Source organism: Spirochaetota bacterium (genome assembly GCA_030154445.1).
In the GTDB taxonomy this organism is placed as follows: domain Bacteria; phylum Spirochaetota; class Brevinematia; order Brevinematales; family Brevinemataceae; genus Brevinema_A.
Genome location: JAGUQW010000004.1, coordinates 138,998 through 159,474 on the forward strand (window position 1 = coordinate 138,998; position 20,477 = coordinate 159,474).

The 20,477-nt window shown below is 30.8% G+C and carries 19 protein-coding genes; 5 read left to right on the forward strand and 14 right to left on the reverse strand.

Translation table 11 applies throughout. From position 1 onward, the window contains the following. Positions 1-61 precede the first annotated feature (61 nt). Positions 62-730: an RDD family protein gene (locus tag KFW21_02620; protein MDK2818326.1), complete on the forward strand. Its 669-nt coding sequence runs from the start codon at positions 62-64 to the stop codon at positions 728-730. A 56-nt stretch (positions 731-786) separates the two neighbouring features. Here the strand turns inward: KFW21_02620 and KFW21_02625 are convergent, their stop codons facing one another. Continuing rightward, positions 787-1,908, reverse strand: a complete 1,122-nt coding sequence (locus KFW21_02625) for a M20/M25/M40 family metallo-hydrolase (protein ID MDK2818327.1) — start codon at positions 1,906-1,908, stop codon at positions 787-789. Positions 1,909-2,032: 124 nt separating this feature from the next. On the opposite strand from KFW21_02625, the gene KFW21_02630 reads away from it, so the two are divergent. Next, positions 2,033-4,855 carry a DEAD/DEAH box helicase gene (locus KFW21_02630; GenBank protein MDK2818328.1) on the forward strand — a complete coding sequence of 941 codons (2,823 nt, stop codon included), beginning with the start codon at positions 2,033-2,035 and terminating at the stop codon, positions 4,853-4,855. A gap of 64 nt (positions 4,856-4,919) precedes the next feature. Here the strand turns inward: KFW21_02630 and cadA are convergent, their stop codons facing one another. The 4 genes from cadA to KFW21_02650 form a co-directional block, all read right to left on the reverse strand. Beyond that, positions 4,920-6,899 carry a cadmium-translocating P-type ATPase gene (gene cadA / locus KFW21_02635; protein ID MDK2818329.1) on the reverse strand — a complete coding sequence of 660 codons (1,980 nt, stop codon included), beginning with the start codon at positions 6,897-6,899 and terminating at the stop codon, positions 4,920-4,922. A 134-nt stretch (positions 6,900-7,033) separates the two neighbouring features. Next, positions 7,034-8,059 carry a tRNA preQ1(34) S-adenosylmethionine ribosyltransferase-isomerase QueA gene (queA, locus tag KFW21_02640; GenBank protein ID MDK2818330.1) on the reverse strand — a complete coding sequence of 342 codons (1,026 nt, stop codon included), beginning with the start codon at positions 8,057-8,059 and terminating at the stop codon, positions 7,034-7,036. A gap of 17 nt (positions 8,060-8,076) precedes the next feature. Next, the gene (locus KFW21_02645) at positions 8,077-9,126 is read right to left on the reverse strand and encodes an alpha/beta hydrolase (protein ID MDK2818331.1); all 1,050 of its coding nucleotides are present in this window, start codon (positions 9,124-9,126) and stop codon (positions 8,077-8,079) included. Further along, the gene (locus KFW21_02650) at positions 9,123-9,713 is read right to left on the reverse strand and encodes a hypothetical protein (protein ID MDK2818332.1); all 591 of its coding nucleotides are present in this window, start codon (positions 9,711-9,713) and stop codon (positions 9,123-9,125) included. Before KFW21_02650 ends, KFW21_02645 begins: the two co-directional genes overlap by 4 nt. Positions 9,714-9,844: 131 nt before the next feature. Here KFW21_02650 and KFW21_02655 point away from each other — a divergent pair, with 131 nt between their 5' ends. Together KFW21_02655 and KFW21_02660 are read left to right on the forward strand one after the other, a co-directional pair. After that, positions 9,845-10,435: a sigma-70 family RNA polymerase sigma factor gene (locus tag KFW21_02655; protein MDK2818333.1), complete on the forward strand. Its 591-nt coding sequence runs from the start codon at positions 9,845-9,847 to the stop codon at positions 10,433-10,435. Then, positions 10,432-10,725 (forward strand): hypothetical protein, encoded by a 294-nt coding sequence (locus tag KFW21_02660; protein MDK2818334.1) that lies wholly within the window; start codon positions 10,432-10,434, stop codon positions 10,723-10,725. Before KFW21_02655 ends, KFW21_02660 begins: the two co-directional genes overlap by 4 nt. Positions 10,726-10,893: 168 nt before the next feature. Here KFW21_02660 and KFW21_02665 read toward each other — a convergent pair whose 3' ends face one another. The 9 genes from KFW21_02665 to KFW21_02705 form a co-directional block, all read right to left on the reverse strand. Further along, on the reverse strand, positions 10,894-11,514 hold the full coding sequence (locus KFW21_02665) for a V-type ATP synthase subunit D (protein ID MDK2818335.1): 621 nt from the start codon (positions 11,512-11,514) through the stop codon (positions 10,894-10,896). A 9-nt stretch (positions 11,515-11,523) separates the two neighbouring features. Further along, positions 11,524-12,918, reverse strand: coding sequence for a V-type ATP synthase subunit B (locus KFW21_02670; protein ID MDK2818336.1), 1,395 nt, complete (start codon positions 12,916-12,918; stop codon positions 11,524-11,526). Beyond that, positions 12,911-14,692, reverse strand: a complete 1,782-nt coding sequence (locus tag KFW21_02675) for a V-type ATP synthase subunit A (GenBank protein MDK2818337.1) — start codon at positions 14,690-14,692, stop codon at positions 12,911-12,913. Before KFW21_02675 ends, KFW21_02670 begins: the two co-directional genes overlap by 8 nt. Continuing rightward, positions 14,693-15,037 (reverse strand): hypothetical protein, encoded by a 345-nt coding sequence (locus KFW21_02680; GenBank protein ID MDK2818338.1) that lies wholly within the window; start codon positions 15,035-15,037, stop codon positions 14,693-14,695. Further along, positions 15,024-16,031 carry a V-type ATPase subunit gene (locus KFW21_02685; GenBank protein MDK2818339.1) on the reverse strand — a complete coding sequence of 336 codons (1,008 nt, stop codon included), beginning with the start codon at positions 16,029-16,031 and terminating at the stop codon, positions 15,024-15,026. Before KFW21_02685 ends, KFW21_02680 begins: the two co-directional genes overlap by 14 nt. A 2-nt stretch (positions 16,032-16,033) precedes the next feature. Further along, entirely contained in the window at positions 16,034-16,609 is a 576-nt protein-coding gene (locus KFW21_02690) for a V-type ATP synthase subunit E (protein ID MDK2818340.1), read from the reverse strand. A gap of 51 nt (positions 16,610-16,660) precedes the next feature. Next, positions 16,661-17,209: a V-type ATP synthase subunit K gene (locus tag KFW21_02695; protein ID MDK2818341.1), complete on the reverse strand. Its 549-nt coding sequence runs from the start codon at positions 17,207-17,209 to the stop codon at positions 16,661-16,663. 117 nt (positions 17,210-17,326) lie between these two features. After that, the gene (locus KFW21_02700) at positions 17,327-19,372 is read right to left on the reverse strand and encodes a V-type ATP synthase subunit I (protein ID MDK2818342.1); all 2,046 of its coding nucleotides are present in this window, start codon (positions 19,370-19,372) and stop codon (positions 17,327-17,329) included. Beyond that, positions 19,362-19,685, reverse strand: a complete 324-nt coding sequence (locus KFW21_02705) for a hypothetical protein (GenBank protein ID MDK2818343.1) — start codon at positions 19,683-19,685, stop codon at positions 19,362-19,364. The genes KFW21_02700 and KFW21_02705 overlap by 11 nt, the downstream gene beginning before the upstream one ends. Positions 19,686-19,881: 196 nt before the next feature. On the opposite strand from KFW21_02705, the gene KFW21_02710 reads away from it, so the two are divergent. Next, on the forward strand, positions 19,882-20,430 hold the full coding sequence (locus KFW21_02710; protein ID MDK2818344.1) for a hypothetical protein: 549 nt from the start codon (positions 19,882-19,884) through the stop codon (positions 20,428-20,430). Positions 20,431-20,477 lie beyond the last annotated feature (47 nt).

Genomic DNA, 20,477 nt, shown 5'->3' on the forward strand with positions numbered 1-20,477 from the left:
AAATTAAGTATAATTAAAATAGATAACTAAAATTAAATATTTATATAAAAAGGAAAGTCTCTTGTTTAAAACAGAAAAACAAAAAATATATGCCTTAAAACTTGCTCCTTGGTGGAAACGATTACTAGCCTATCTAATTGATAGCTTACTTCTTCTCGTAGTTTTAGTGATTTTTATTTCAGGAATTTATGGTGAAGAGTTGTCCCTACTCTTGGATAGTATTACTAATTATGGTGGATTAAAATTAGGTACAGAAGAACAAATTTTTTCTCCAGATGTACTTAATCGTTTATCCACACTAAGCCCACGAGAACAAAATATTGCTTATTGGATGTATATCATTCAAAATAAATATTCCAATTCTATCTTTTTATTAAATCAAATTATATCTATTATTTATTTTGGTATTTTTTGGTGGAGTACTGGTCAAACAATAGGAGCTAAAATCCTAAAAATAAAAGTAACTACGCTCCTAAATGAAGCTCCTTCTATTTTTTCTATTTTTTCTCGTGTTGTTGCTTTAAAATTAATTGAATTTGCTTGGGGAATACCTGCATTAGTTGTCACCAATCATACTCTCAAACAACGATTCCATGATACCCTGTCTCAAACAGTCGTCGTAGAAGAATATTCTAAAGATATAGAAGCTGAAATTCTTGATGATTTAACAGATGATAACAAATCTACCACACTCTCTGATAAAGATTCTTCAAATGAAGATGATTTATAAATATTATATTTAAATCTAATAAGCCCACTTCATAGAAGTGGGCTTATTTTTATTATTTATGCTATTTCAACCAAATTAACAATCAATCTAGTAGTATCAATAAGATCTTTGATTCTAATATATTCATTTACACTATGGATATCTTCCATACCTACACTAATAACCGTAGATAAAATACCTGTTGTAGAATATACATTCGCATTAGTTCCACCGCATGATTCTTCATATTTGGGAGTAATACCAATATTAGATAATCCTTGTGCAATAAATTGTATAAATTCTGCAGATTGATCAAAATTATAACCAACACAACTTTTTTGTATATCACAAATAATATCAACAGCTTTGTCTTTGTGATTTGCCACAGCTTGAAGTACTTGTTGGTGAATTGGTACACATTTAGCATCTACAATAGAACGAAATTCTCCTGTAATAACTACCCGTTCAGGTACAACATTACGGCCTGAACCACCTTCAATAAGCCCTATATTACATACGGTATCTTCAGAAATACGACCTGATGGAAGATCTTTGATAAGATCAGCTGCTATTTGTATAGCGTTAATTCCCATTTCTGGTGCAATAGCTGCATGTGCTGCTTTACCTAAAATCGTAATTGTATAAGTATAATGAAAAGGAGCTTTAAGATTGATTGATCCAACAGGACCACCAGAATCCAAAATCACTCCGTAATCTATACCTTGAAAAATTTCTTGAGGGATATATTTTGCGCCAACTAAGCCTACCTCTTCTGCAGAAGAAATAATAAATAATAATTCTCCATGAGAAATATTATTTATTAAAATAGTTTCAATAGCAACAAGCATACTAGCAATACCACATTTATCATCAGCACCTAGCACACTATTCTGAGAGGAGCGTATAATATCTCCATCAATTACAGGTTTAATATCTTGACAAGGATTAACTGTATCAGCATGCGCATCAAAAAATATTCCTTTTTTAGAAGAGTTTGTTGCTGGCATACGAATAATCATATTTTCAGAACTTAGTCCATTACTATGTGTATAAGGAATACGCTTGATATCTACTTTTTTATTTTGTAAATAAGTTTCTATAAAATTCATTAGTGGTTTTTCATAAAAACTAGGGGTAGATATACAAGCCATATCCATAAATAGTTTCACTATTTGTTCTTGATCAATTATATAATTCATAAAAACTCCTATATTAATATATTATAATATTTATCAGTATAAAGTCAAGATTATGAGCTTTCTTATCAGCTTGCAATATTGAATAAGTTGTTGTATAATATTATAATATCATAAGGAGAAATGTATGCTGTCTTTATTTACGCTAAACATTCAGGCTCAAAGTAACAATAAAAGAATTTCTTTTCTTCGTCTTTCCTTAGATAGTCATGATAATTTGTCAGAATTATTATCTTCTCAAAAACCATTGAGTTATATATATTCTGCATATCCAAATAGCACTAATATCGAAATAGCATTTCTTAGTTATTGGAGCACTCTAAAAAAAGATGCAAAAAAAAATAATTCTATCCTTTTCACGGCACCCTTTCCTCAAGAACTTGTTTATTTTATAGGTCAAATTTCTTGTTCCATAACAATTAATGACACACCTAGCCAATCATTATTATTTACTTCCAAAGCGTTTTCTCCAAAAATATCTCTTGATATTGCTAATTCAATTATTTCTTTATCACACAAAGAAGAAAGCTTTTTAATTCCTAGTATTATTCCTTATATCATTTATAAAAATCATATCAGCCCTTTGCATATGTTATTTCGTGCGATAACAACTGACACTTTGTTTACTAATGGATCCTGTACTATCAATATTTCTGAAAGTAATTTTTTAATAGAAGAGTTGCAATATCAAAAATCTTCTCTAAACAAATATATTACAATTCCTAAAATCATTGATTCAGAACATATTACTCCGATTTTTGAATTTTACTATAACAAAAATCAAAATAAATATGAATTATCTTTGTTTTTGGAAGTTCTCGTAGAGAGTCATAAAAAACGCTTTCCTTTGAATTTAGAAAGTGCAAAAAAATTCTTAAATTCTCATGTTGATTTTGCTATTAATGGAGATCATAATTCAACCTTATTAATAAAAAAAGAACATCCTATTTGTAAAAATATAGAAAAAATTGTAGAAACTTGTTTTCAAAATTTCTACAGTGTACTTGGAGAAATTGAAGACAACAAAATTATTACTAATGATAAAGCTAATTTTTTTGAAGGTTTTTTACCAAAAATATCTCAAAACACTGAAATATATCAAGTTGGCAAAAAGAATAAATTGCAATTTATTCTTGCTCAAGAAAAGCCTAATATTAATATTTCTAACATCACAAAAAATCCTCTATTCGCCAATATAGATTGGCTTGCTGTAACTTTTGAATATAATCATAATAATATAAAATTATCTCTTGCTGATCTCGAAAAAATAATTATTGATGGATTTATTGAAATTGATAATAAGCTCATTTCTCTTCCTGAAGATGATACAGACCCTATTAAAAAATTACTAGAATTGCGTAAAAACAAAACTGATACTGATCTAAATATTCAAGCATCCTTTTTACCTTGGATTTTGTTTCTTTACCCTGAAGCTACTATTCCTATAGAATGGCAAGAATTAAAAGATTTTATCACTCTTGGGACTCTTCCTCATATTGTTTTACCCAATCACTCTGTTCTCAGAGATTATCAGCGATTAGGAGTAGAACGACTTTCTTTGTTACACAAATTTGGTTTTGGGATGATTTTGGCAGATGAAATGGGGCTAGGTAAAACACTACAAATTTTGGCTTTACTTGATATTAACAAAGGTGAAAGTAAGACCATTATCATCACTCCTACAGCTCTTCTCTTGAATTGGCTAGCAGAAATTCAAAAATTTTACCCTAATTGCTTCAAAGTATTACTTGTTAATGGTAGTAAACAAAACAGAGATGAAAAATTAAAAGATATTGATAATTATGATATTATTATTACCTCTTATCACATGCTAGGATTTGATATGGAGTATTATCAAAATATAGAATTTGATTTTTGTATCATTGACGAAGCTCAACATATTAAAAATAGTAAATCCAAGCGTTCTAAAAGTGTCAAACAAATAAATGCTCGTACAAAAATAGCAGTTAGTGGAACACCTTTAGAAAATAATATAGCTGAATTATGGTCTATTTTTGATTTTATTATGCCTGGATTCTTAGGAACAAGTAAAGAATTTCAACATAATTTTGAAGATCCTCTTCTTAGATTTGATCCTCAACAAAGAAAAAGTACTTTAAACAAACTCTATCAAATATGTGCTCCTTTTATTATTAGAAGAACAAAAGACAAAGTTTATAAAGAATTACCACCAAAGATAGAACAAACTATCATCACAGAATTAACAACCAAACAAAAATCATTATATCTTAATACACTTTCTAAAGTTCGTGATCAATTTCAAACGGTTATACAAAATAATAATCTTAGTAGCAGTCATATTGATTTTTTATCAGCACTTACCAAATTGCGTCAAATATCATTGCATCCAGCACTTATATACCCTGAATTAGAAAACGAAGATCCTGAATTATATTCTTCAAAAATGACAGCTTTGTTAGAATTACTAGATGATGCATTAGAATCTAATCATCGCATATTAATTTTTAGTCAATTTGTATCGATGTTAAAACTTATTAAAAAAGAATTACTAAAGCGTCAAATAGAACATCTTTATATCGATGGTAAAACAACAAATCGTATTCAACTTACCGATGATTTTAATAATGGTACTACCCCTGTATTTTTAATTTCATTAAGAGCTGGAGGCGTTGGTTTGAACTTAACTGGTGCTGATACGGTAATCTTATTCGATCCTTGGTGGAATCCAGCTGTAGAAAATCAAGCTATTGATAGAGCTCATAGAATCGGACAACATAAAGTAGTAAATATTTATCGTTTAATGACAAAAGGTACTATAGAAGAAAAAATATTTAATTTACAACGCAAAAAAGACTTTCTCTTTGATAATATCATGCAAGAAAATAGTGATTTTGGAGCATTTTCTTCAGAAGAATTATTATCTCTTCTTAATACTGATGATAGTCTTTTTGAAGAAGAGAATGAATGAAATTAACAATGAAATCAAAAAAAAAACACCTCTATATAGAGGTGTTTTTTAATTACTATTATTATCAATCAAATTTTTTATATAACAAACGAGAGGAATTCAATATGGCTAATAATGAAACACCCACATCAGCAAAAATAGCTTCCCACATAGCTGCTAAGCCATAAATCCCTAAAATCAATACTAATATTTTGACACTCATAGACAAGACAATATTTTGTATGACAATAGATCTAGTAGCTTTGGCAATGCGTACTGCAAGTGGTATTTTAGAAGGTTCATCATTTTGAATAATGATATCTGCAGTTTCTATAGCCAAATCACTTCCCAAACCACCCATTGCGATACCGACATCACTCATTGCTAGTACAGGTGCATCATTAATACCATCACCTACAAAAGCAATAATATCTTTTGCTTTTTTTTTCAATTTAAGTTTTTCAAAGAAATGAACTTTACCATCAGGAAGTAATTCACCATAGGCTTCATCAATAGATAATTCTTTAGCGACTTCTGCGACAATATCTTTATTATCTCCAGAAAGCATAATTGTATTAATATTTAATTGGTGTAATTGTTGTATAGCAAGCCACGCATCTTCTTTAATTTCGTCAGCTACAACAACAGCTCCTAAGAATTTGGTATCCAAAGCAACAAAAACGACTGTGCTAGCATAAGTTAATAATTCTGGAGTAACAGTAATATTATGATCTAGCATTATTTTATTATTACCTGCTATAAGAATTTGCCCATTAAACTCAGCTTTGACGCCTTTACCTGCTATATCAACCACTTCATGCAAAACAATAGTCTCTAAATTTTTCGGAGTAATATATTCAACAATTGCTTTCGCAATAGGATGCGTACTATGTTTCTCTATAGCTCCTAGATATTGAAGTAATTGATTCTCATTTTCAGAAATAATTTTTTGTACTGTAAAGACACCTTTAGTAATTGTTCCTGTTTTGTCTGTAACTAATGTTTTTAGATGAGTCATAGCTTCAATATAATTACCACCTTTAAATAAAATACCATTTTTAGAACCTAATCCTATCCCACCAAAATACCCTAGTGGGACACTAATAACCAAAGCACATGGACAAGAAACTACTAAGAAAACTAATGCTTTATAAAACCAATCCAAAAATACATAGTCATTACCCAAAACAAAAATAGGAATAATAACTACTGATACAGCCAATCCAAAAACAATAGGTGTATAGACACGAGCAAATTTTCTAATAAATTGTTCTGTAGGCGATTTTTTCTCTACCCCTTCTTCTACCATCTTCAAAATACGAGCAAGAGTGGAGTTTGAATAAATTTTAGTTACTTGAATACGAACTGTTTTTTCTACAGATATCATGCCTGCCAACACTTCTTCAGAACTTTTAAGATTTCTTGGAACAGACTCTCCTGTTAATGCTGCTGTATTAAAAGAAGCTGTTTCTGTGATAAGTACACCATCAAGAGGTATTTTTTCGCCAGTACGGACTTCTATAATATCATTGATAGCAACATCTTTAGGATCTACATCATGAATACCATCATCTTTGACAAGATATGCTAAATCTGGTCTCACATCTAATAAAGCTTTGATATTTTTTTTGGATTTCGATACGGCAAAACCTTGTACAACTTCACCAATAGAATAAAAAACCATAACCCCTAAACCTTCAGCATATTCCCCAATAACAAAAGCTCCTAATGTTGCAAAAGACATTAAAGACAGTTCGTTAAAAAAATCTTTATCCTTTATCATTAATGTAACAGCTTCTTTGACTACAGGTAAAGCTATAATAATAAAAGGAATTCCATACCAAATAATTTGTATAATTTGTGTTTGAAAGAATCCCACTTTCATATACTCCATTATAATACCTGTAAAAAGTAATGTAAATGATACTAAAGCTGGAGTAATTTCTTTAATTATTTCTTGAAAAGTTAAGTCAATATCATGTGAGTGTTCATGGTTATGCTCATGTCCGTGATTATCATCTGAGTTATGCAGATCATGACAAGATTCTTTTTTACAATTAGACATATATTTCACCTTAGTATTTTTTATATATTCAAAAAATATAACAGCTAGCCTATGTGATTATTTATATCAAGCAACCTCAAAGGTCAACAGCCTATGAACGATAGATAAAACAAGACATTTGGCTCTCTTCGATATTATTTTAATAGTAACATGCCATCACCATAACTAAAAAATCGATAATTATACAATAAAGCCTCTTTGTAAATTTGTTTTGTGTTTTCAATACCTATAAAAGCTTGAACTAATAATAATAATGTTGATTGCGGCAAATGAAAATTAGTAATCAATCCATCTATCATTTTGAATTCATACTCCGGCTTAATAAAAATATCTGTCCAAGCATCAAAGCCATTCTCATTAGCAGATTCTAAAGCACGGCATACTGTAGTTCCTGCAGCAATAATACGCCGTCCTTGTTTTTTGGCTTGTATCAAATATGCCATAAGATCAGGAGTAACAGTAACAAATTCTTTATGGATTTGATACTCATCTGGATCGCAAGTCATTGGTTTGAAAGTGCCAGGACCAACATGTAATGTGATTTCTTTGAGTGTTATTCCTTCTGTAATAAGTTGCCTTATAATATCAGTAGAAAATCTCAAAGATGCCGTCGGAGCAGCTACAGAACCGTAATATTTGGCAAATAAAGTTTGATATCTTTCTTCATCAGAAGAGGAGTATAACACCTCTCCTCGTTTTTTTCTTTCTTCTATTATATAAGGGGGTAAAGGAATTTGACCAATATTTTCTGCATCAATAGGAGAAAAAGATTCATCAAATTCTATTCTTCTCAAACCATCTTCTAAGATTTCTATTACTTTAGCTCTTACTCCATTTGATAAACTAAAATATTCACCCAATTTGAAGCGTTTTGCTTTTTTAATCATGGCTGTCCAAATAGTACTACTTTCTTGATTAATAAGTAATAATTCAGATTTTATCTCTTTTTGTAAAGCAGAAATAGTCAAACGAGCTTTGAAAACTTTACTATTATTAAATACAATAATATCATCATTTCTTAAGTAGCTGTTTATATTAATAAATTGTTCATGAATCAGTTGATTTTTTTGAAAAATCATCATTTTATCACCGTCTCTTGTTGGAGAAGGAATAGTAGCAATCAATCTTTCTGGTAAATTAAAGTCTAAAAAATATTTCAAAAATACTCCTTGATATATTAATTATTATGTATGAAATCAATTATTTTGTCAAACAAATCATATTTTACAGATTGTAAGAAAGGAGCATGTGATGCATCTTTATAAGAAAGATGTACAGATTTATGATTAGGAATTCCTCCATTCATGCGATTGTAGCCATCTATCGATGTGCTAGGCGGAACTAAATAATCTAATTCTGAAGTTACTAATAATACAGGTTTTGTAATCTTAGAAATACCAAAGATTGAATCTGTACTTAAATTTCTATTATTTTCACCATTTTTTTCTAATTTTATTAAAACTTTTTCCATTTGCATTAATACAGAAATATTTTCTAATACACTATCTGAAATAAAATTGAAAACCTCTCCCCTAATATAATCACACATTCGATTAAGTCCCAGAACTTTATCCCAGTCAGAAGTATATTTGCTATGTTGGAGATAATTTTTACTTGATAAATATTTATTTTGTATATAAAAACTTTTTGCCATATTCCAATATTTTTCTTCTTTTGGACTGAGTTTTTGATCCAAATATTTTGTAATATTATTTAACATTAGCTCTGACGCTATTTCATTTATCTGTTTCACATTAAAAGCAGGCTCAATAAATATAGAGGCTTCTACTTTATCATTATGTTTTGTTACATAAGATCCACCGACCATACCACCATAACTATGTCCCATAACATAAATTTTTGTATTGGGTATCATTGATTTGATTGAATTATAAACGACATCCATATCGTGTACAAACTGATTGATAGTCATTTCATCATCGCTAGTAAAGCCTCTAGTACCACCAGCTCCTCTCTGATCCCAAAAAAATATTTTGTATTTTTTTGCTAATTTTTGAAAAAAGGGAATATAATAATAAAATACAGAAGATAGGCCTGGTCCACCATGTACAAATAAAATCACTTTTTCTGTATTCGAACCTAGTGTATACACAGGTAAATAAGCATTATTTACCTTTACATAATAGGTTTCACGCTTATTTAAATCTGGAGAAATAGAGCAAAAGCTCAATAATAAAAACAGTGTTAACATCATAAAGATTTTCATTTTTTACCTCTTTTCACAATATCAAAACGGTATGACAAATTAATACCACCTAACAATAAATTATTAATATCTAAATTAAAAGGAAATTGCATTCTATAAGTAAAGACAAAAGTTAATTGCATAGGAACATTATATTTTTTAGAAAAATCATAACCAATTCTAGATCCTAAAGAAAAGATACCATAAGGAATACTCGGGCTAGTATGAAAACCATTTTCTTCACAGTAAATTTCTTGTGTGAAAAATTCTCCAACAACTCCCATCCCTGTTTCAAGAGTAAAAATCAATCCATTTTTGGCAATCAATCTGTATTGTAATTCAAAAATTGACCCAAACATAACAAAATTGGGACTATAAACCATATTACCTCGTATATAAGTGAAAAAAGAAGTTTTGAATGCTAAAGAACTGATTCCTTTCTCATAAAAAGGTACAACAAAATCTACATCAAATGCTGGATATAAAAAATTTGCTACATAAAATGTTATACCTATTTCAAGATTTTCAACTATCGTAGTATCAGAATTTTCTTGTGCGTAATTATTTTCTACACAAAGAAGCCAAATCAATAACCATATATATCGCATTATACCCTCATATGAATTAAAGTGATTCTAAGTATAATTAAATATATACACAATAAATAAATTTAACAAAATATATTTATTATTGATTGATAAATATCCTACCTATGATTATATTCATAACAGAGGACAATATGATCACAATGGAAAAAAAAGAGCTAAATGAAAGAGAAATTCAAGATATTATAAATAATGTTTGCCAAGGTAATGTTAATGATTTCGAACAAATATACGATGTGTATTACAAAATGGTAACATCTATTATTAGGCGTATTGTTAAACCAAATACCACAGAATTAGATAGTATTGTCAACGAAGCATTTTTAATAATATTTAAAGGATTAAAAGGATTTAAAGGAAATTCTAAATTTTCTACCTATATATATAGAATAGTATTAAACTATGCTTTCAAAGTATCTAAAAAGAAGAATCGTGAAAGAAAATATTTTGTAGTATGGGGCGATAATAATGATTCAAATAGTATCGAAAATATAGCGTCACCTACGAAAATAGAAGATGTAATTGTCGATAAAAATTTTTTAGAAAACACTATTGGGTCTCTCACTAAAGAACTTCAAGAAGCTATTGACCTATATTATTATGAACGATATTCTATTAGAGAAATAGCAAATATCGTAGGAACTACAGAAACAGCTATTAAAAATCGATTGTATCAAGCAAGAAATAAAATAAAAAATGAATTGAAAAAGAGAGAAGTGCTATGAAACGAAAAAAACCAGAAACCTCTATAAATAAAACTACTAGAGAAGATTTTATACTTGATAAGGAATTATTTGAATATTACCATAAAAATTATAATCAATCATCAAAATTATCTTCTCTACCAAAAATAAAATTAATGAAAAATATTTATGAATATCAACAACATAAAAAATTCATGCATATATTAGTAACCTCTCTATCTGTCGCTGTGATTATTTTTCTTGTGAATTATACATCAGGTGTCTTTATTATAGAATCTGAAATTGAAAAAAATATTCCTTTCGTTGATTGATTATCTTTTTAAGATTTATTAACATAAAAAAAACAAGCTCTATATAGAGCTTGTTTTTTATAATTCATGATTGGATATCTGTTTACAATAATTTTATTCTTAATAATTATTAAATTACTATTTAAATAAAAAACAAGCCTCTATAATTTCTTAAAGAGGCTTGAATTGTTAATTTTCTTTTCGAACAATATCTTTAACTTTCATCAAACGTGCAAGATTTGATCTATCCATTTCATCGAGTTTCATTACGATAAAACGGATAGTTTCTTGTGTGCGTGGAATCAAACGATATTCAAGAGCATTTACTCTTCTTCTTGTTTTTTCAATCTCAATAGCTAATAGTTCAACAAGTTTTTCCATTTCAGCTAATTCAATTAATTGTTGTACAACATTAGAAAAAATATCTAAAGCAGAATCCACTTCTGCTGAAGTACCAACTAATCCATATTCATGTAAAGAACCCTTTTGTTCAAAATCAAACTCAGGAGAACAAACACCAAGAGTATTTATTATATTTGCTTTTAATAAAATTTCTGCACTAGAAGCTTCAAAAACCATATTAGCAGTTGCTCTATCCATCACTCCTCGAGCAATCATAAAATAAGAATAAGCTTTTTTTAATTCAATTTCTGTATGTTCACGAAGTGCTTTTACAGTATGAACTTTTTCAAGGAATAATTTGGTTAAAGCATCTTGCTTATCTTTTAATAATTTATGACCTCTAGTAGCGGTACGCAACTTAGCTTTTTGGGTTTGAAGCTCCATTCTATTAGGACTGGCTTGAACCATGGGAGCCTCCTATTTACTAGCTTTGTCAAGGTATTCTTGCAAATACTTTTCTTTGTATTCTTGACGAACACGCTTGAGCTCATGAAGTGGTAATTCAGCCATTAATTCATATCCGATATTCATCGTATCTTCTATGATTTTACGATTTTCAGTTTCCCCTTGAGCCACAAACTTCCGCTCATAACCTTCAACAAAAGCAGCAAATTTTTGATCATCTGGAGTCAATGCCCCTTCACCTAATATTGCTTCAAGTTCTTTTGCTTCTTTACCACGAGCATAAGCGGCAAAAAGTTGATTTGAAAAGTCAGCATGATCTTCTCTAGTTTTATTTTTACCGATTCCTTTATCTCTAAGACGAGAAAGTGATGGTAGTACATCAACAGGTGGATAAATACCTTTAGCATGCAATGCACGAGAAAGAATAATTTGACCTTCTGTAATATACCCTGTTAAATCAGGAATCGGATGAGTTTTATCATCTTCAGGCATAGAAAGAATTGGTAACATTGTTACAGATCCAGATCTTCCATTAACTTTCCCAGCTCTTTCATAAAGTGTTGCTAAGTCAGTATATAGATATCCAGGATAACCACGACGACCTGGAACTTCTTTACGAGCAGCAGATATTTCACGAAGAGCTTCTGCATAATTTGTCATATCTGTTAAGATAACAAGAATATGCATATCATGTTCAAATGCTAAATATTCAGCAGCAGTCAAGGCCATACGAGGTGTTGAAATTCGTTCAATCGAAGGATCATCTGCAAGATTGATAAACATAACTGTTCTCTCGATAGCACCTGTTTTACGAAGATCTTCCATAAAAAAATCTGCTTCTTCATAAGTTACACCCATCGCAGCAAATACAACGGCAAAATTATCACCATCTTTGAGTGTTTTAGCTTGACGAGCAATTTGAGCAGCAAGTTGTGAATGTGGTAAACCTGAACCTGAAAAAATAGGTAATTTTTGACCACGAACAAGAGGACTCATTCCATCAATAGCAGAAATTCCTGTTTGAATAAATTCATCGGGATAATCTCTACTAAATGGATTGATAGAAGCTCCATTAATATCTAAATGTTTATCAGGAATTAATTCTGGAGCTCCGTCTTTTGGTTTTCCAGAACCATCAAAAATACGACCTAACATATCTGCAGAAACAGGAATAGATAGTGTTTTTCCTAAAAAAGTGACTTTTGTGTTAGCAACATCAATACCTGAAGTACCTTCAAAAACTTGCACAAGAGCACGATCTGTTTGAGTCTCTAAAACTTTTCCATTTCTTCTAGTTCCATCAGCAAGTTCAATTTCTACTAATTCTTCATATTTAACGTTTGCAACTTTTTCAACGATAACGAGAGGTCCTTCAACCCCACGAATAGTACGGTATTCTTTAAGCATTCTTACCTCCCACGTTTAAGGTTGAAAATTCATCTTTAATTTGTTTTTCAAATGATTTAAAGAATTCTGCAGATTCAGCTGTTGGTGTGTATTTCATATCTGCAAATTTTAAATTACAAGCTAATGATTCAATTTTTGAAAATTCAACACCAGCATTAATTACTTCCATGCCTTGTTTATACATAGTAAGAATAACATTAAGCATAGCTTTTTGTTTTTCTATTGGGGTATAAGTATCTACTTCATGGAAAGAATTTTGATGCAAGAAATCTTCACGGATTTGTTTAGAAGTATGAAGAACTAAGCGTTGTTCACGCGTTAATGAATCAATACCAACAAGCCTCACAATTTCTCTAAGATCAGCTTCTTCTTTAAGAAGACGCATTCCTAAAGCTCTCATCTCACCCCATTCTTCACCAACATTAAGACGCCAGAATTCTGCTAATTGGGGCACATATTGAGAATAACTTTGTAACCAGTCAATAGCTGGAAAATGTCTTTGATAAGCAAGAGAAGAACTTAAAGCCCAAAATACTTTAACAACACGAAGCGTATTTTGTGTTACAGGTTCAGAAAAATCTCCTCCAGGAGGGGAAACCGCACCAATCACAGAAACAGACGCTTCTCTTTCTTGTGATCCAAGAAGATGTACCATTCCAGCTCTTTCATAGAAAGTTGCTAGCTTAGAACCTAGGTAAGCAGGATAGCCTTCTTCACCAGGCATTTCTTCAAGGCGTCCACTCATTTCACGAAGTGCTTCAGCCCAACGAGATGTTGAATCTGCCATAATAGCTACATGATAACCTTGATCTCTAAAATATTCAGCAAGAGTAATTCCTGTATAGATAGACGCTTCTCGAGCAGCAACAGGCATATTAGAAGTATTTGCAATAAGAACTGTTCTATCCATCAATGGTTTACCAGATTTTGGATCGATCAATTCAGGAAATTCTTTTAGTACATCTGTCATTTCATTACCACGTTCACCACAACCAACATAGACCACAACTTCAGCTTCAGACCATTTTGCTAATTGATGCTGTGTTACTGTTTTTCCCGCTCCAAAAGGACCTGGAATAGCAGCCGTTCCACCTTTAACTAAAGGAAAGAAAGTATCAATAACACGCTGTCCCGTCAACATTTGAGTACGAGGTGCTAATTTTTTCTTAACTGGGCGAGGAATACGAACTGGCCAATAATGAGCTAATTTAACTTCTATATCTTTACCAGAAATAGAGTCTGTTACGATAGCAACAACTTCAGTAACATTAAATGATCCAGATTGAATAGATTTAACAATACCTTTTACTCCATAAGGAATAAGAGTTCTTGATTGGATTAGTGCTGTTTCTTGAACAGTACCAATAATATCTCCAGCTTCAACAGTATCTCCAGATTTTACAGTTGCTATAAAATCCCATTTTTTTATATAATCTAATGCTGGTACATCAATACCACGTGCAATAAAAATAGATCCTGAAGCTTTTTCAATAGCTTCTAAAGGACGCTGAATTCCATCAAAGAAGTTTCCAATAAGCCCTGGTCCTAATTCTACTGACAATGGTTTTTCTGTAGATATCACTGGTTCTCCAGGTCCTACACCAGAAGTTTCTTCATAAACTTGAACATAAGCATTATCACCATCAAGACGAATAATCTCTCCGATAAGTTGCATATCTCCAACTTTGACCATATCAAACATTTTCGTTCCAGTCATTCCACTTGCGATAACGAGAGGCCCTGTAACTTTAATTATTTGTCCTTGTTTTTTCATTTAATTTCCTCCCTTTTGGGCAAAAATATCTATGCCTATAGCTCTTGTTACTTGAGCGCCTAGTCTTTGAAGAGCAATACTCTTATCTCCAGTTGTTGTTCCTGGGATAGGCGTAATTGCTACTCCTCTATATTGATCATTTAAAGAAGAAACAAAATCTAAAACTGGTTCAGCTAAAGTTTCTTCAACAAAGATAATCCCAAAAGTACCTTGTTCTACAATCTTTTGAAGTATTTCCGCTAACTCAGCAGCAGTTTCTACTTCAAAAGATTCTGCACCAATAGAGCGAAAGGGAAGTACTGTATCAGGGTTACCAATGACGGCAATTTTTTTATACTCTGACATTTCTTACCCTCTCTTTAATCTCTTCTGTGCTCATATTGTTTATTTTTCCAATAATGATTAATTTTAAGTTTTTAATTTCTATTTGCATAGATCGTAAAGATTCTTCAATAATAGCTGGTCCTGAACATAAATAAGAAAAATGAGATGTAAGATCCAAAAGATATTCATCTATTTGTTTTTCCAAAATTGTACAAGATTTGCTAGTTATCCAATCATTAATACCTACACTTAAAACTTCACCATAAGCAGAATCCTTGATAAGATCTGCCATTTCTTCACTAGAAATATTAGCATAATCAATAAAAAATTCTGCAGATATGTATCCACCAACAATTATGATTTCTGCAATTTGATCTTTTTCAAGATTCATTTTTTTAGCACGAAAAATATTTTTGATATTTTCACAATCTATTTCTTTTTTATAAAAATCTACAAGTCCTTTATAAAAGTCTGTTTCAAAATAACAAGCATTTTGTAGTATTTGCAAACGATAAGTATAGTAAGCTCTGTCTAACAAGAAATCTACTCTTCTTACAGTATCTTTTGCTCCATCTGCTAATTCTATAACAGCTTTAGAGATTGGAGTTGGTAATTCATTCCAGAGTTCGTGTTCTACTATAGTGTACATTCTTTCAGGAGCAATAGTCCCTTCTTCTGATAATTGTTCCCAAGAAATTTTTTTCTGAGATAATTTAGCTTTATAACATATTTTTAAATTATTTAAATCAACTTTTAAAGAATGTACTTGCATAATAATAGGACAAGGAATAATTTCTTTTATATTCTGAAATTTTTGTTGATAATATTCTTCAAAAATAACAGTAAATTCTTTTAGAACACGACCTTGAAATAAAGAACCATAAACTGTATCTTCTAAAGATTTTAATAAAGAATCAGCATTTGCACTATCTGCAAAAGAAATGAAATCATTATTAGTTAGGGCATGAACTTTTTCTGATCGAAGGAGTCCACTTAAGTATCCCCAGCTCTCCATAGTTACCCCCTAAAAAGTATATCTGCTATAGGTTTCTCAGCACTTTCACACAAAAGTGAAAATAAAGTATCAATAGTAATATTGATAGAAGTATCTTCTTCTTTTAACATAACTCCACCTACGAAATCACCTTTTTCTTTAGAAAAAACTAAAGATCCACCAGATACTTGATTGATAGAATCAAGCCATTTTTGATCTAAAACATTTTCATTTTGACCCAAAATCACTTCTTCTTTTTTAGAAGTAATAGATTTTAAAATCAATGATTTCATAACTTCTGCATAGCTAGAGGAAGATATAAATTCCGCTTTCGCTTTTGTGAAAGTTTGTTCAATTCTTACTCTTTTTCTTGCTAAAATTTCATTAGCAAGTTTACGGCGTGCATCAATTACCAAACCTCTTTCCAGATTTACAGCCTTACTTAGTGAGCTTTTTTCATGTTCTTGAGTATAATTTTTTGCAAGATGTTTAGCTTGTGTTAAAATTATAGAACTTTGTTGCTTAGCTGCTTCAAGAAGTTCTGACTTTTTTTGTTCAGCATCGAAAAGAATCTTTTTCTTGATATCTTCCAAACTCATGGTAAGCCCCTTACTTTTTTTGTTTTATTCAATTAATAATCAAATTAAGTCTTATTGACCTAAGTTCATTAAAAGAATAGAAGCAAGAAGTCCAAAAACAGCAAATGTTTCTACCATGGCTGGAAGAATAATTGCTTGTCCCATTTGCTTAGGACGACGAGCTATTAACTGCATACCAGCTGCAGATACTTTACCTTGCCAAATTCCTGAAATAAGTCCACAAAAACCTACAGGTAAAGAAGCAAAAAATAATTGTAAACCACGTGTTAAATCAATATCAGCAACACCTAAAACCATAAATGCATATAATAATCCATAAATACCTTGAGTCATTGGAAGAGCTTGAAGAACAAGAACACTACCAAATTTTTTAGAATCTTCTGTTAAAACAGCGTTGCCAACTTCTCCTGCAATACCAACACCGATACTAGATCCATATCCACCAGCAAATGTTGCAAAAGCTGCACCAAATACTGCAAATACTAATCCCCAATTAACTGAACCCCATACTCCTGGTGTTCTTATAGCAACTAATGCTGCCGTTGCATCTTGAGCAAATGATACTGTAAATAATGCAAAAATACTAGAAAGAATTAACATTCTTTTCATCGTGAAACCTCCATTCCACCAAACAATACTATAATATATGTATTATTCGTCCAAACACATTTGTTTGAGTTTTTATTTTTTTTATAATTTTCATTATATTAATTTTATTTACTTGATTGTGTAATGTGTTCCTTTACAAATTAATGGAGAAAAATCTTTTCCACCACCCTCAATAAATTGACCAAAAAATTCTACAAATTGCAAACGCAAAGCGTGTACAAATGCTCCAAATCCACCCAATACAAGATTAAATAAATGCAAGAAGATTAACATAATGACTCCAAAAATCCCTAAAAAGGGAGTTATAGAACTCAATCCTTCTATCACTCCATAACCAAGTTGGTTAAACACATTAGCAATAATACCTGATGATAATCCTAAAGCTAATAATCGTGCATAAGATAATAGATTACTAAGATATCCAGAAATACTATATAATTCCCAAGCTCCGGCCAGAGGCCCAATAATACCACCAACTACACTTTTTTGAAATCCCATACGAATATTATTTAGAATAATTAATCCTGCTCCAATTTTCATTGCGAGGAAGAAAAGATTCACTGTTTCTGCACTAACTAAAGTTAATCCAGCCATTCCACCAATCCAAGAGAAAACAGCCCATCCAAAGAATCCTCCAAGAAGAATTATCCAGGGCATCTCTTGAAAGAAAGCTTCTACACCCTTATTTTTTAGAGAAACAAAAAATTTGATCCAATATCCATACCATAATTGGATTGCTCCCAAAAATAAAGAAACAAATAATACAAATAAAGGTTTGTCAAAGAAACTGCTACCATCATTAAAAGTAAATCGTAGATCTGTTAATAATGGTATTGGAATATACTTAGAAAATAAATCTCCTGCATAAGATCCAAAAATAATCCCAGCAATCATTGCTGACAAACCACTCCATGCTAATAAAGCAAAGAAATTAGACATACTTTGATTTGCTCGATTTTTGAACATCATGAATACAGAATACCCTGCTAATAAAACACCATAAAGAGCATCCCCTAAACAAATACCATAAAAGATGAAATAAAATATAGACAAATGTGGTGTTGGATCGACGGTATGTCCGTACATAGGCGTTCCATACATACTAGTAAGTGCAGCGAAAGGTCTTGTAAGAGCGTTGTTTTTGAGAAGCACAGGAACTTCAGAATACTCTTCTTCCGAAGGATCTTCTATAGTAACATCAATATATTTTTCATGAATAGATAATATCGCCTCTACTTTTGGCATATAGTCTTCTGGAACCCAAGCTCTAAAAAAATTCACCTTTTCTGTCGCCAAAGCAAAAGAACTTGCTTTTAATTGTTGTATATCCATTTCTAATGAATCATGTAATAAAGTAAGATGATTTAATTTTGTTGAAAAATATTCCCATTCTTTAATAGCTATATCATGTTTTTGTTGAGCCGATAAAATTTCTGATTTTAATGCACTTATAATATCTTCTAACAAACCAGTACGACGCGTAATTTGAAGCGTATTGAAAGGAAATCCTTTTAATATATTATTAACTTCTTCCCACACACTAGGGTTAGACACCACATAACAATAAACTTCTTTATCCTGTACCCAACAAGAAACAACATCTGCCAAATCTAAAGAGTCTGTAATAGTAGTATAAAAAGCATCAAAACTAGATTCAGGAATTTGACCAACGACACCTTTCAAAACAGAACTAGTTCCATGAATAGGACTCATTTCATCTACACCACTACTCCATGCTTGCACTTGTTGTAATTCCAAATTTAAAGTTGCAACAATAGTATCATTTTCTCTAGTTCGTCTATCCAATACCTTTAATTGTTCAGCTAATTGTAAAATATCATATTTTGCAATCGTTTTTTGAATCACATCAGAAGATGTTACTTCAAATTCTGGAGCATTTATACTAAACAATTCTTTAATTCTATTGATAGCACTAGCCAATTCTTTTCTTTGATCTTCTAAAGCAGAAATATCAGAAGAAATAGTACCCAAACCTTCTGTCCACGCTTCAACTCTTATATTTTCTTCATTGGAAGTTTCTACTTTGAGAGAATCTATATGTACAGCTCCTAAAGCCTGTAATTCTTTTAACAATTGATCTCTGACACTATCAACAATCGCTAGAGTCAATTTTTTCATTTTACTAATTGCCATAAGCTACCTTCATTTGTTCTTTTAAAAAAGCAATAGCACTGGCCTCAGAACTATCTGCAGAATGATCTATTTTAGAAATTTCTCTAGATAATTCTGATAAAATAACTTTAGCTTGAGCCTCACCTTTTAATTTATATTCAGATAAAATTTTTACTTCATATTCACGAGCTGATTTTTTAGCATTATCTTCTATTAAAGAAATCTCTTGTCCTGCATCTCTAATTGTTGAATTAACTAATTCTTCAGTTGCTGAAATAAGGTCTATTGCAACTTGTTCTGCTTGACGAATTACTTGAATTTTTTGTATATTCATTAAATCTCTCCGATTTCTTAAATTTTATCTACACATAAATTATACTATATAATATCTGTTTTTGCAAACTAAAGAATAAAAATTATATCATATATCTTGATTTTATAATTATAATCTTGTATTCTTATATTATATATTATATATTATTAACACCCTTATTTATTTTTTTTGGGGTAAATCTTATGAAGGAAAAGTCATGAAACATATATTTATACTAATTTTTATGTTTCTTTCTATCACCAAAACTCATTCTTTTACAGGAGTATATTTGGGATGGGAGAATTTTATTAGTCCAGCATTACCTTTGGAAACCAAAGCTGATTCACTTACTTTTGGTATTGTTGGAAACACGCCAACACGAGTATATTTTTATTATAATATACTTGGTCACTTTATTCTCACTAGAGGAGCGGTACAAGGTAATCTCGGGTGGGGATTAGATCTAGCAGGAGGTGTCGGGTATCGATTTCTCAATGCAGCTCACAAAAAATCTGGTTGGGATTTAGGTTTAGATATTTTTGGATATTTCACACCTTTCTTTCTAAATAGTGAAACTACTTACACAGAAATTGCTCTTTATTACGGATTGGGATTGGGATTAAGCACTGTATACAAAATCAATCCTTATATTGGTGTTGGATTTAGAGCTAGTATAAAGTACAATCTTGGTTCTGATTATTTAGCTTCTGGACAACCAAGTACACAAGGTCTTATATTTACACTTGGAACGCTCATCACATTTTAATTAATACAACTATTCTTTATGACAAAGTAGTAAGGAATAGTTGTATT

Coding starts and splice junctions, on each gene's coding strand:
- KFW21_02625 (MDK2818327.1), bottom strand. CDS start 1,908: ATGAATTATATAATTGATCAAGAACAAATAGTGAAACTATTTATGGAT.
- KFW21_02630 (MDK2818328.1), top strand. CDS start 2,033: ATGCTGTCTTTATTTACGCTAAACATTCAGGCTCAAAGTAACAATAAA.
- cadA (MDK2818329.1), bottom strand. CDS start 6,899: ATGTCTAATTGTAAAAAAGAATCTTGTCATGATCTGCATAACTCAGAT.
- KFW21_02645 (MDK2818331.1), bottom strand. CDS start 9,126: ATGAAAATCTTTATGATGTTAACACTGTTTTTATTATTGAGCTTTTGC.
- KFW21_02650 (MDK2818332.1), bottom strand. CDS start 9,713: ATGCGATATATATGGTTATTGATTTGGCTTCTTTGTGTAGAAAATAAT.
- KFW21_02655 (MDK2818333.1), top strand. CDS start 9,845: ATGATCACAATGGAAAAAAAAGAGCTAAATGAAAGAGAAATTCAAGAT.
- KFW21_02660 (MDK2818334.1), top strand. CDS start 10,432: ATGAAACGAAAAAAACCAGAAACCTCTATAAATAAAACTACTAGAGAA.
- KFW21_02665 (MDK2818335.1), bottom strand. CDS start 11,514: ATGGTTCAAGCCAGTCCTAATAGAATGGAGCTTCAAACCCAAAAAGCT.
- KFW21_02670 (MDK2818336.1), bottom strand. CDS start 12,918: ATGCTTAAAGAATACCGTACTATTCGTGGGGTTGAAGGACCTCTCGTT.
- KFW21_02675 (MDK2818337.1), bottom strand. CDS start 14,692: ATGAAAAAACAAGGACAAATAATTAAAGTTACAGGGCCTCTCGTTATC.
- KFW21_02680 (MDK2818338.1), bottom strand. CDS start 15,037: ATGTCAGAGTATAAAAAAATTGCCGTCATTGGTAACCCTGATACAGTA.
- KFW21_02685 (MDK2818339.1), bottom strand. CDS start 16,031: ATGGAGAGCTGGGGATACTTAAGTGGACTCCTTCGATCAGAAAAAGTT.
- KFW21_02690 (MDK2818340.1), bottom strand. CDS start 16,609: ATGAGTTTGGAAGATATCAAGAAAAAGATTCTTTTCGATGCTGAACAA.
- KFW21_02695 (MDK2818341.1), bottom strand. CDS start 17,209: ATGTTAATTCTTTCTAGTATTTTTGCATTATTTACAGTATCATTTGCT.
- KFW21_02700 (MDK2818342.1), bottom strand. CDS start 19,372: ATGGCAATTAGTAAAATGAAAAAATTGACTCTAGCGATTGTTGATAGT.
- KFW21_02705 (MDK2818343.1), bottom strand. CDS start 19,685: ATGAATATACAAAAAATTCAAGTAATTCGTCAAGCAGAACAAGTTGCA.
- KFW21_02710 (MDK2818344.1), top strand. CDS start 19,882: ATGAAACATATATTTATACTAATTTTTATGTTTCTTTCTATCACCAAA.